This is a genomic window from Alysiella sp., from assembly GCF_030525755.1.
Lineage (GTDB): Bacteria > Pseudomonadota > Gammaproteobacteria > Burkholderiales > Neisseriaceae > Simonsiella.
In genome coordinates this window covers 1-11695 of the sequence record NZ_JAUNEC010000052.1, presented here as the reverse complement: position 1 = coordinate 11695, position 11695 = coordinate 1, and the positions used below count along the sequence as shown (strand labels likewise).

13 protein-coding genes and 1 pseudogene are annotated in these 11695 nt (G+C 43.4%); 5 read left to right on the top strand and 9 right to left on the bottom strand.

Annotation, left to right across the window (positions count from 1 at the left end):
• Positions 1–378: 378 nt before the first annotated feature.
• The 9 genes from mltB to Q4B82_RS08215 form a co-directional block, all read right to left on the bottom strand.
• Positions 379–1473, bottom strand: coding sequence for a lytic murein transglycosylase B (gene mltB / locus Q4B82_RS08255; RefSeq protein ID WP_303065974.1), 1095 nt, complete (start codon positions 1471–1473; stop codon positions 379–381).
• A 230-nt stretch (positions 1474–1703) separates the two neighbouring features.
• Positions 1704–2000, bottom strand: a complete 297-nt coding sequence (locus tag Q4B82_RS08250; protein WP_303065973.1) for an RnfH family protein — start codon at positions 1998–2000, stop codon at positions 1704–1706.
• 12 nt (positions 2001–2012) lie between these two features.
• Positions 2013–2450, bottom strand: a complete 438-nt coding sequence (locus tag Q4B82_RS08245; protein ID WP_303065972.1) for a type II toxin-antitoxin system RatA family toxin — start codon at positions 2448–2450, stop codon at positions 2013–2015.
• Positions 2451–2502: 52 nt separating this feature from the next.
• A complete protein-coding gene (locus Q4B82_RS08240; RefSeq protein WP_303065971.1) occupies positions 2503–3156 on the bottom strand; it encodes a MarC family protein in 654 nt (217 codons plus the stop codon).
• Positions 3157–3313: 157 nt separating this feature from the next.
• On the bottom strand, positions 3314–4432 hold the full coding sequence (gene rodA, locus Q4B82_RS08235; protein WP_303065970.1) for a rod shape-determining protein RodA: 1119 nt from the start codon (positions 4430–4432) through the stop codon (positions 3314–3316).
• Entirely contained in the window at positions 4432–6501 is a 2070-nt protein-coding gene (gene mrdA, locus Q4B82_RS08230; RefSeq protein WP_303065969.1) for a penicillin-binding protein 2, read from the bottom strand. Before mrdA ends, rodA begins: the two co-directional genes overlap by 1 nt.
• The gene (gene mreD / locus Q4B82_RS08225) at positions 6498–7001 is read right to left on the bottom strand and encodes a rod shape-determining protein MreD (protein WP_303065968.1); all 504 of its coding nucleotides are present in this window, start codon (positions 6999–7001) and stop codon (positions 6498–6500) included. Before mreD ends, mrdA begins: the two co-directional genes overlap by 4 nt.
• Position 7002: 1 nt before the next feature.
• Positions 7003–7884, bottom strand: coding sequence for a rod shape-determining protein MreC (mreC, locus tag Q4B82_RS08220; protein ID WP_303065966.1), 882 nt, complete (start codon positions 7882–7884; stop codon positions 7003–7005).
• Between the two features lie 134 nt (positions 7885–8018).
• Positions 8019–9056 carry a rod shape-determining protein gene (locus tag Q4B82_RS08215; protein ID WP_303065965.1) on the bottom strand — a complete coding sequence of 346 codons (1038 nt, stop codon included), beginning with the start codon at positions 9054–9056 and terminating at the stop codon, positions 8019–8021.
• 192 nt (positions 9057–9248) lie between these two features.
• Between Q4B82_RS08215 and gatC the strand changes: the two genes are divergently transcribed.
• The 5 genes and pseudogenes from gatC to Q4B82_RS08190 form a co-directional block, all read left to right on the top strand.
• On the top strand, positions 9249–9539 hold the full coding sequence (gene gatC / locus Q4B82_RS08210) for an Asp-tRNA(Asn)/Glu-tRNA(Gln) amidotransferase subunit GatC (RefSeq protein ID WP_303065964.1): 291 nt from the start codon (positions 9249–9251) through the stop codon (positions 9537–9539).
• A gap of 42 nt (positions 9540–9581) precedes the next feature.
• On the top strand, positions 9582–10082 hold the full coding sequence (locus Q4B82_RS08205; RefSeq protein WP_303065963.1) for a hypothetical protein: 501 nt from the start codon (positions 9582–9584) through the stop codon (positions 10080–10082).
• A 45-nt stretch (positions 10083–10127) separates the two neighbouring features.
• Positions 10128–10628, top strand: a complete 501-nt coding sequence (locus Q4B82_RS08200; RefSeq protein ID WP_303065962.1) for a hypothetical protein — start codon at positions 10128–10130, stop codon at positions 10626–10628.
• A gap of 32 nt (positions 10629–10660) precedes the next feature.
• Positions 10661–11395: a hypothetical protein gene (locus Q4B82_RS08195; RefSeq protein ID WP_303065961.1), complete on the top strand. Its 735-nt coding sequence runs from the start codon at positions 10661–10663 to the stop codon at positions 11393–11395.
• A 28-nt stretch (positions 11396–11423) separates the two neighbouring features.
• Positions 11424–11695 (top strand): annotated as a pseudogene (locus Q4B82_RS08190) (hypothetical protein); the annotation flags it as partial.

Genomic DNA, 11695 nt, shown 5'->3' with positions numbered 1-11695 from the left:
CATGGGCGGTATGGGTGGCATGGGCGGTTTCTAATCCCCACATTCCGTTAATTTGAAATTCAGGCTGCCTGAAAATAGTTGTATATATTTTCAGGCAGCTTGTTTTGAGACTAGCGTAGATTAAGATTTCACATTTATCCCAAGTTCTCTATTTAGACTTCCTGTCAAATATTAATTTTGCTTTTTGGCAAACAATACATAACAATTTATTAGAGCTAATCTTTAAGCTAAAAGGTTTGTATCTGCTTCAATTTCAAATGATTGAAATGGGGCATTTTGTTATATCAATGAATATTAATGAAAAAGAGCGGGTATCAAATCCGCTCTTTTTCATGCCAAGTTTAACGAATATCGTTGCTTTAATATGTTAAACGGTAATCATAAATGACTATTGCGTATGCCATTGGCAATATCACGCACTGCCGTAACATACATTCGACTGTTGTTGTAATGCCATACGCTGTAAAAATTGTTCAAACCAATAAAATAAGCAAATTGTTTAGGGGCAATTTCTAAACGATATAATACTGCACGCTCTTGGTCTGATACAGTTTGTTGTGGCATCACACCCATTTGGCGTAACTGCCCAACTGTGTAGGTTAAGGCAGTTTTTTGTTCCACAATTGACAATAATTGCGGGGTTAAAGGCATGGAAACAGGAATGACCATGCGTCCACCTGTTTGCCAACCGTGTTGTTTCAAATAATGAGCAATCGATGCTGCGGTATCTGGGACACTGCGCCAAATGTCGCGGCGACCGTCAAGGTCAAAATCCACTGCCCATTGTCGGAAACTAGATGGCATAAATTGTGGTAATCCCATTGCTCCTGCATAGCTACCCATAAATTCAAATGGACTACGTTTCTCTTCCTGTGCCAGTTTGAGAAATTCACTCAGTTCTTTTTGAAAAAATGCAGCACGGCGTGGATAATCAAATGCCAAAGTTGCCAAAGAATCGGCAACGCGTATGCTGCCTGTATTGCTACCATAATGGGTTTCAATACCAATAATGGCAACAATCACTTCGGGGGGGACGCCATAACGCGCTGCTGCTGCATCAATGACAGCTTGATGTGTTTGGTAAAATTTTTTGCCTGCGGCAATTTTGGTGGCATTGGCATTGTTTTTATGAAATTCATACCAAGGACGCGATGTAGATGGGCGATTCATTATGTCAATGATGTTACCGCGATACGCTGCTTGGGCAAAGAAATTATTCAAATACTGCGTATCCAAACCGTGAACTTGGTTTTGATAACGCATAAAAGCCTGTACATTGGGGTTTGCCAAATAACCAGTTTGTGAAATGGGGGCAGCAACTGCTTGATTGAATGCTTGTGTGGTTTGGTTTTGAACTGGTTGATGATATACAGTATTTGGCACTCTTTGAATGGAATAAACATAAGACGGGCTGGCACAAGACACTAAAAATAGAGTCAAAAAAATGATATTGTAAAAGAAAGGGCGTGTCATGGTTTCTCCTTTTAAATTGGTTATTTCAAATTGTTTGGTCAAGCAGAGTTTAAGATGAGCAAAATAACAACCTTCGTACCACAGGCTGCCTGAAAAATCAAAGTTTGCTTGCATCTGTTCAGACAGTATACCACTCGGAAAACTGTCCGAGTTTGGTTGTTTAAAATACAAATCATACAGTATTGCCAAGCCTTATCTGTACTCATCTTGAACGACTGTAAATATGGCTTTTAAGACGATTGTTTTTTCTTATTTTCCACTCGTTTTCGCCGTGCTTCTTTGGGGTCAGCAAACAATGGACGATAGATTTCAATACGGTCGCCATTTTGCAGTTGAATATCGTCTTGAATGACTTTGCCAAAAATGCCCAGTGGTGCAGTGGCAATGTCGATTGCGGGAAAATCTTGTGCTGCCATACTACCTGAAACAGCTTGACGTGCTGTGGTTTGAAGGCTGACATTCAAACGGTAAAGTTTTTGTTTTTGGGCATCGCCACAAACAATTTCTATTTCTATGCTGTTGTTCATATTGTGGATTTATTATACGCCATAGCGGTGATTGGCCTCTTGTACAAAAGCATCAACCAATTTGCCTGTTACGCTGCTGAATACAGGGTTCAGTAAACGTACCAATAAACCTGTTAATTCATAATTTAGAGTAAATTCAATTTTACAAGCATCATCGCCTAATGGAATAAAACGCCATGTACCATTAAGGCTTTTAAATGGTCCTTCCAATAAGCTCATGCGGATTTCATGGGGCGGTGTATTGTGGTTATGCGTGGCAAAAGATTGATGTACTCCCATATAATTCATAAAAATGCGGGCTTTTAGTTCGGTTTCGGTACGTGCGATGATTTCGGTTCTGCCGTACCAAGGTAGAAATCTGGGATAGTCTTCTACTCTGTCCACCAAAGCAAACATTTGTTCTGCGCTGTGTAAAACAAGTACCGATTTGGTTAAGGTTGTGGCAGACATTTTTCAGGCAGCCTTTCTGTATAGAGGTTATCTAAAAACACATATTTGATTTTTAGGCAGCCAGTTGTGGAAACAAATTACGCAGACCTGCTACCACTATTTCCACAGAAATGGCTGCTAAAAGCATACCCATGATGCGGTTGAGTATGGTTAAACCCGTTTGCCCTAAAAGTCCACTTACGCGTTCGGCAAGCAATAAACAAACGGTACAAAACAATGCGACTAACGCTCCCGCTGCAATAATGGCAAGCGTTTGTTGTACACTCGTTGCAGCTGTGGCATAAATGACCACTGTAGAGATGCCGCCTGGTCCTGCCATCATGGGCATGGCAAGTGGCACAACGGCAATGGTGGCAGGTGCTGGGTGTGTAGATTTCAAATGAATTTCATGGCTGTCATCTGTGCCAATATCGGGTTTGGCAGGATTGACACCACTGTTCATTAGAGAAACCGCAATCAAAAACATGAGCATACCACCACCAACACGAAATGAACCTGCGGAAATACCCAAAGCATTCAACAACCATGTTCCACATATGGCAAATACGGCAATAATGAGAAACACAGAAAGACCTGCAATTTGTGCTACTCGACGGCGTTCTCGGCGGCTGTATTGTCGTGTTAGCTCTAAGTAAACAGAAAGTGCGCCTGATGGGTTAATCAAAACCAAGAGCGCAAGCAAGATTTTACTGATTTCAAAACTCATGGTGGTTTTCCTGTTTCAGGCTACCTGAAAATGAAAGTGTACAACTTTTTCAGGCAGCCAGTTTATACACAATCTCATGAATATTCAGGTAACCGCAATTTTTTGCTACATCAATCATCAGGCTGCCTGAAAATCCCACTTTATATTAAAGAGATTCTCAATATTGGCGTTCTCGTCCTTCTCGTGCAATACCCATCATCAAAGCCATGATGAACATGATGGACAGTGTTGCCGTACCGCCATAACTAACCAAGGGCAATGGTACACCAACCACAGGTAAAATGCCGCTGACCATACCCATATTCACAAAAGCGTAGCAGAAAAAAGTCATGGTTAAAGCACCTGCCAATGTGCGACTGTACAACGTGGGCGCTTTGGCTGCAATGTACAAACCGCGTCCCAATATCAATATATAAACCAGTAATAACAAAATATTGCCAATAAGACCAAATTCTTCGCTGTATACAGCAAAAATGAAATCAGTAGTGGCTTCGGGAATATAGTCTAAATGGGTTTGCGTACCATTGAGCCAACCTTTTCCCCATACCCCACCCGAACCAATGGCAATCATGGATTGTAAAATGTGGTAGCCCGCGCCAAGTGGATCTTTACTGGGGTCAAGCAAAGTTAATACTCGCGTTTTTTGGTAGTCATGCATGCCGTAATTCCAAATCAAGGGTAAAGATACGGCAAATAAAACTACAGAAGCAAATAATGCTTTCCAAGGTAGACCTGCAAAAAAAATCACAAACATGCCTGATGCCATAATCAGCGTTGCTGTTCCTAAATCAGGCTGTTTTAAAATTAACCCACCTGGTATCACAATAATGGCTATCGCAACAATGTAATGATACCAAGCCAGTTTGCTTTCATAACGCTGGAAAAACCATGCCACAGTCATGGGCAAACCGATTTTCATGATTTCTGATGGTTGAATGCGAATAAAACCCAAATTAAGCCAACGTGTTGAACCGTTTACCGTAATACCGAAAAAATGTACGCCCAATAATAAAACCACACCCATCACATACAAAGGTAAGGCGAACCACGATAAGGTTTTTGGGGGAATACGTGCTATGGTAAGCAATAAAATCACACCCAATATTGTATGTATGGTTTTGTTTTGCAAACGTCCGATGTCTTGTCCATCTGCTGAATACAGCAAAAACATGCTCATCAAGTAAACTGCCAATAAGGCATAAAACAACCATGGATCAAGCGGATCCCATAAAGCACGTTTGATTTTGACCAGTAAGTTGCTGTCTTTTTCACTCATCATGGTGCAGCACTCGCAGCAGTTGATGCAGCAGGAGCTGCTTGAATATTTGGGGTTTGTTTTTTAGCAGCTTCAAAAGCCGATAAAACCGATTTGTGATTGCCTGAAACCGCTGATTTACTTTGCTCTAACAAGGGATTAGCCGTATGCCGAGCACCTTGTATTGTGCTTTCTAATTGGTTTGTTTTAAATTTCAGTAAATAAAAATCGCTTAATTGGCGTGCAGCAGGTGCAGCATTGGCACCCCAACCTGCATTTTCCAAAATAACGGCAATCGCAATTTGTGGTTTTTCTACTGGCGCAAAAGACACAAACCAAGCATGGTCGCGGTGTTGCTCACGCAATGCGGCAGCATTATAGCTTTTACCTTGTGCGATTTGTACCACTTGTGCCGTACCAGTTTTTCCCCCCATGCTGTATTGCAAGCTACTACCAATCGCGCGGGCGGTACCGCCTGGCTGTAAAACACGTTGCATAGCACGTTTTACATATTCAAAATTGCTTTGTGAATAAGGTAATTGACGTTCTGGCTTGGGGTCAATTACAGTAATTTTTTGATTTTCATGGTCTAATAATTCTTTAACCAAGTGTGGACGAAACACGACACCATTATTTGCCAAGATAGCAGTCGCATGTGCCATTTGTAAAGGTGTGTAGGTGTTATAGCCCTGCCCTATGCTCACAGGCACCATTTCTGCAATGTTCCAACGGCGGCGGTTTTCAGGCAGCTTGGCAAAACGTCTGGCTTTCCACTCTGGTGTAGGCAACACCCCTTTGTATTCATTGGGCAAATCAATACCTGTTTTTTCACCTAAACCAAATGATGCCAAGTAAGGTGCGGTTTTTTCAATACCCAGCTCAAAACCCAAACGATAAAAAAAAGTATCCGAAGAAACTTGAATTGCTTTGGACAAGTTGGCTGAACCGTGTCCGCTGCGAACTGAATCACGGAATAAATGGGTGGTACCTGGTATGCTCCATGCACCAGGTGCAGGTACAACGGTTTGCTGCCCAATTTTGCCACTTTCCAACAATGCCATACCCATAAAAGGTTTAAAAATGGAACCAGGTGGGTACAAACCTTGTGTTACACGATTAATTAAAGGACTCTCCCAATTTTCATTGAGAGCTTTCCAATTATCGCTGTTTATGCCATCAATAAACAGATTGGGGTCAAAAGTGGGGTTAGATACGAATGCTAATACCCCGCCTGTTTGCGGGTCTATCGCAATCAATGCACCACGCTTGCGCCCCATAATGCGCTGCGCTTCTTGTTGCACACGGATGTCCATAGATAAACGCAGGGTTTGGCCTGTTTGCGGTGGTTCAGAATGAATCACGCGAATGATATTGCCCGCTGCATCTTTTTCCACTTCTTGATACCCAGGTAAACCGTGTAATTGTTCTTCATAATAGGCTTCCAAGCCTGATTTCCCCATGTGTGTTGTACCACGATAAGCTGCAGTTCGATTGTTTTCTTCCAGTTTCTTGGCATCGCTGTCGCTGATGCGTCCGATGTAGCCTAAAAAATGTGCCGTTAATGCACCAAATGGGTATTCGCGGAAAGTACGCGCATTGATTTCTACACCTTTAAATAAATATAAACGTGCCGCCAAACGCGATGCTTCATCTGATGTCAGTTTCATTTTAAGTGGCACTTTATCATGAGCACGCAGGTCTATACGGAGCTTGTTAAAACGTTTGATGTCCGCTTCACTAATATCAACATAAACCCGTAAACGTTCAATCAAATCGTTCATTTTGCCTTCAATTTGATTGGGGGTAATCTCCAATGAATATGCAGGATAATTGCGTGCTAAAACCACACCGTTTACATCGGTAATTTCACCACGAATGGGAGGAATGGGAATTAAACTGATGCGATTGGTGGTGGCTTTTACCAAGTAATCATCGTGTTTGAGTACTTGCAAATAGAAAAAACGCGCTGCCAAAATACCAAAGAAAAACACAATGACCAAAAACGCCACCATCAAACGCAAAATAAAATCACGCTGACGGGTGCGGGCATAAAAAGTATGGCTGCCTGAATGGTGAGTAGTTTTTTTCATCGACGCAACTGACGGAAGTTCAAAATGGAAACCATGATTTTATTGATGAGTGGCCACAAAAACGCACCAATAAATGGCGAAATAAACGTGAACCAACCTGAAAAACGGTTATCAAAGCGCAGACGCACTAATACCAATACGATTTCCGCTACCATCAACGCACCCGCAACCATTACAGCTTGCGCACCATAGTTATACAATACAATTTGACGGCGATAACGAATTATCACATGTGCTGATAGAATGTATGCTAATGCATGTTGCCCCAAAGGCGCAGCCGTGCCAATGTCCACCAATAAGCCAATGAGAAATGCTGTCCCCACATCTACATTTTGTGGGCGATTGATAAGCCAGTAGTACAACATCAACGCGCTAAATTCAGGCAGCCAATAAAACAAGCTGCCTGAAAACGGGATAAAGTCAAACAACATAGCAAGCAACAAACTGATGTAAATCAGTCGCAAAGGCACACGGCTGTAAAAATTGTCGTTGTCATTCATGTTAAGGTATAGAAGTGGCAACTGCGGAAGCAGCAGACGCAGAAAGGGTTTCAGGCAGGCTGGTTTGTGGCAAAACCAAAACGTATTTGCTTTTTTGCATCGCTGCCATGGGTTTTAAATCAACACGGTAATAAGGTGTACCCGCATTGCGTCCTATTTGTGTAACGGAAGCAACAGGAATACCAGCTGGATAAACACTGTCAATGCCTGATGTTACCAACACATCATCAATTTTCAAATCGGCATCAGTAGGGAAATAACGCAAAGCAATTTTGCCACCACCTCCATGCGCCAAAGAACGAATGTGTGTGCGTGCTAACATCACGGGGATTACGATATTGCTGTCAGTCAGCATAGTAATTTCCGCAGTTAATGGGTGTGCCTGACTGACTTGACCCAGCAAACCATATTGATCCACCACCGCATCACCTTGCTGTACACCATCACGACTGCCTTTATTGATGATGATGCGCGTGGATAAAGGTTCTTTACCATCTGAAATCACTTCGGCAGCAACAGTAACAGGTAAACCATGATGATGTAAAACCATCAATGATTTCAAATCCGAAAGTTCTTGACGTTGCACATCAGTATGATGCGCTTCCATTTTTAAACGCGCATTTTCCTGAACCAAACGTTGATTTTCGCCCAATAGATAAGCTTGCGACTGCAAAAACGCGCTACTGTATTCATACCACTCCACAGGTTGGTTAGCAAGCCATTGAAGGGGATACAAAGCAGCAGCAGCATAACGCTTAACGGTTTGTACTGCCGCAAAACGACTATCAAGCATCAAAAGTGCAATGGCAACAAAAGACAACAGTATCACTTTATTAACAGAACTGATGCCACGGCGTGCAAAAGACAAAGATGGGTCAGACATAATAGATTGAACATTTACTTTCAGGCAGTCTGAAATGAAGTTGTCATTATCAGCCTGTTTTGTGATTAAAGACCACCTGAAAACCCCAACTTTACCCAATTATCCTGTTTTCAGGCAGCCTTGACGATTGAAAATTAAGGATTGCTCACAAACACCGAATTAAGTTTGCCAATGTAGTCCAAAGCCTTACCCGAACCACGTGCCACACAAGTAAGTGCATCTTCTGCAATCAGCACAGGTAATCCTGTTTCTTCCGCGAGCAAGCGGTCAAGTCCTTTTAATAAAGCACCACCGCCCGTCAATACTAAACCACGTTCAGCAATATCCGCACCCAATTCAGGTGGCGTTTGTTCAAGTGCATTGCGTACTGCTTGCACGATTTGGCTCAATGGGTCAGCCAATGCTTCTAGAACTTCATTGGACGTAATCGTGAACGCGCGTGGAATGCCTTCCGCCAAATTGCGCCCTTTCACTTCCATTTCCATTACTTCTGCACTTGGGAATGCCGTACCAATACGTTTTTTGATTTCTTCAGCTGAGGCTTCACCAATCAACATGCCATAATTACGGCGTACATATTGGATAATTGCATCATCAAACGTGTCCCCCCCCACTCGCACCGAATGCGAATACACTACGCCAGAGAGTGAAATCACACCTACTTCGGTTGTACCACCACCAATGTCTACCACCATAGAACCAGTTGGTTCTTCAATCGGCAAACCCGCACCAATCGCCGCAGCCATAGGCTCTTCAATCAAATTCACGCTGGATGCACCTGCGGCCAAAGCTGAATCACGAATTGCCTTACGTTCCACCTGTGTTGAACCACAAGGCACACAAATCACAATGCGCGGCGCAGCTGCCCACTTGCTGTTGTTCACTTTACGAATGAACTCTTTAAGCATTTTTTCAGTAACATTAAAATCCGCAATCACACCATCTTTCATAGGACGAATCGCCTGAATACTACCAGGTGTACGCCCCAACATTTTTTTTGCTTCTGCGCCCACAGCCAAAGTGTCATTCTTACCAAAATGGTCGGTTTGCACAGCTACCACAGATGGCTCGTCCAATACAATACCTTTGTTTTTAATGTAAATCAAAGTGTTGGCTGTGCCTAAATCAATCGCCAAATCATTGGAGAAATAGCGTGTAATAAAATGCAACATAAAAAATCCTAGAAATAATGAATTGAAACAATTAAGTAATTTCATGCCGATGTAGCAATGCTGCCCCAAAATCGTCATGCTTGGCAATCTGTTTTAGGTTATAATCGCGCCCTGTATTTGCGCAATATAAAAATAACGCGCAATGATACCCTAAATCACACAATCACAAAACGAAATTTTAAGGATTTAACCATGTCTCTAACTATGAACGATGTAGAAAAAATCGCCAAATTGTCGCGTTTGGCATTGAATGATGACGAAAAAACGGCAACTTTGGATAAACTCAATGCCGTTTTTAACTTGGTAGAAAAAATGCAAAGTGTCAATACCGATGGTATTGAGCCGATGTCGCACCCGCATGAAGTGGCCTTGCGTCTGCGTGAAGACCAAATTACCGAAACCGACCGCGCTGCTGCATACCAAACCGTTGCCCCCGAAGTACGCGAGCGTTTGTATATTGTACCACAAGTAATTGAAGATTAAGGAATAGTGTTAACAAAAATTGTCAAATTTTCGACCAAGCAAATGAAATTGTTGGCGCAACCCGATGATGGCGTGATTAAGGAAGTGTGTCAGCGCTTGGGCATGAATGAACCTGCCGCACCCAATACCGCCACACCACCAAGCAATGTGCCTAATGCCCCCGTTGTCGCACCCCCTACCCCCAATGCTGATACACCCCAAGCTGTTTCAGCCAGCCAAGCCGTTGCTGCACCCGATGCCAACAAAGCACCGCAGCCAGAAAACACCAGCGACAAAAACACCCAAAACAAACGCAAAAAGAAAGAAAAAATCAAAGCCACCGCCAAACAACAAAACGAAAAAACGGACAAGCAACCCAATCCAGCCGAAATTGATTTCATCAATCAAAGCAAGCAAAACACGCCTGCAACGCAGCCTAAAAACAACAATCAGCCCAATCCGCAGCCTGTTGTACCAGCACAAAATGCAGCACCCGATGTCGCGCCTGTGCAACACGAGCCTTTGCCCGATGATTTTTGGACAATTGGTGCGCCACAAGAATAGTGGGATTTTTCAGGCAGCCTGAAACATTTTTTATGGAGACAAATCATGCACAAAATCCTGTTGTCCCTATTGCTGTTGAGCAGCGCAAACGCCTTTGCCCAATTCAGCGAACAAGCCAAACGCGCCAACCCAAATGCCGCACGTTTGTTGGGCATTCAAGGTAAAACGCTGTCGGTTGCCAATCGCGAAGACCTTGAACACCCCAGCATTTTAGGCAAACACCAAACCGTGCTCTACCCCGATAGCATACGCGCCACAGGCAAAACTACCCACGAAGTCGCCATTGAAATGCGACAAAACGGCAAACCTGTGTTACGCGAATGGTGGCAAATGGATTGCGGTAAACAATCCCATTTTGCCGCACGCACCGCCAGCGTGAATTTTGTGCAAAATCAGTTATACGATGAAAAACCGCCCGCCGAGTTTGCCCAATTTCGTCATTTGAAAGGCGATGTTTCGCTGAATTTGGATTACCAATACGCGCAAATGCACGGCAAACACGCTTTTGTTCAGGCAGCCTGCAAACATGTTCGCAAAAACAAATAAACTTTTTTCAGGCAGCCTGAAAGGTTAAAATCATGAAAAAATGGTGTTTTTCAATCATGATGACAATGGCATTGTCCGCACAAGCCCAATTTGTTGAAATCCACGACACAGACGGCTACACCAATCTCCGCGCCGAAGCCAACACGCAAAGCCGCGTGATGACGCGCATTTACAATGGGCGTTTTGTCTACATCATGTCAAATGCCGCACCGCACACGCCACCGAAAAACTGGCTTTTTGTGCGCCACCATGATGACAAAAACCAGCTCCAAGACGGCTGGTTGCACCACTCACGCGTGCGCGAATTGAGCGGCAAAACGATAAACCATACAAAAAGCGTACGCGGTTTTGCCTGCACCCATTCCGATGTGCAACTGTATGTGGAAATGGGCAAATTTGATTACGCCGCCCATAAAAAATACTTTGGCGGCAAGAATTTAAACAGCGAATATCCCATTTTGCATACTTACAAAGGCAAAACCATGTATGGCACAGACGGTAGCATTCCGAGAACCGCCTACACGTCCATGACGTTGGTGCAAAACGGTCACCGCCACGTCATCGCCCCAGCCGCCTTTGAACACCTGTTCAACCCCTATTTTGAAGGCATGGACAAAGGCATAGACCACATTTGCCAGTACGACAGCAAGCGCAAACGCCTGTATTTGCAGGCTTGGAACAGCGATGGTGCGGGAAGTTATACGGTGTTGTTTGTGTTTGAAAATGGCAAAGTGCGCGAAGTCTTGCCGATGGACATCACATTTTGAATTTCAGGCTGCCTGAAAGGTTAAAATCATGCAAAAATCCTTTATTTTATTGACATTATTGTTTTCAGCCTGCCACATTCAGGCAGCAGCCTGTACCCTGACGGCAAACAGCATAGGCAGCATAAAATTGGGACAAACCCTGTCGCAAGTCAAACGCCAATTTCCCAAAATCAAATTGGCACAAACCCAAGATGCCGAAGGTGCTGCATTAACCGAAATCCGATTGGACAAAAACACCGTTATCTATGCCCATGTTGATGAAAATACAAAGAAAATTGATTTTTTAGAAACCTTTTCATC